Genomic DNA, 255 nt, shown 5'->3' with positions numbered 1-255 from the left:
TTGGCGATGGCGACGACCGCATTACCCAGGGCTTTTGGGAAGATGGCGTCGACACGCTGAGCTTTGGTGCCGGGATCACGCCTGGCGATCTGGTGCTGACGCGGGAGGCCAGCAATGGCAGCAATGTACGGATCAGCTTCACCGATCACTCTGGCTCGATCCTGCTGCAGGGACAATCGGATGGCCGGGCCACGGGCATCGAGCAGATCCAGTTTGCTGACGGTACGATCTGGGATCGTGCGGCGCTCGACGCGC

Annotated in this window: 1 protein-coding gene; it reads left to right on the top strand. The window is 62.7% G+C overall.

The window, feature by feature from the left end:
• Positions 1-255: calcium-binding protein (locus MRBLMC3_RS22995; RefSeq protein WP_363832712.1), on the top strand; the 255-nt coding region annotated here is incomplete at both ends.

The organism is Sphingobium sp. LMC3-1-1.1, assembly GCF_040676285.1.
In the GTDB taxonomy this organism is placed as follows: domain Bacteria; phylum Pseudomonadota; class Alphaproteobacteria; order Sphingomonadales; family Sphingomonadaceae; genus Sphingobium.
The sequence above is the reverse complement of the archived record's forward strand: the minus strand, read 5'-3'. Positions and strand labels throughout refer to the sequence as shown.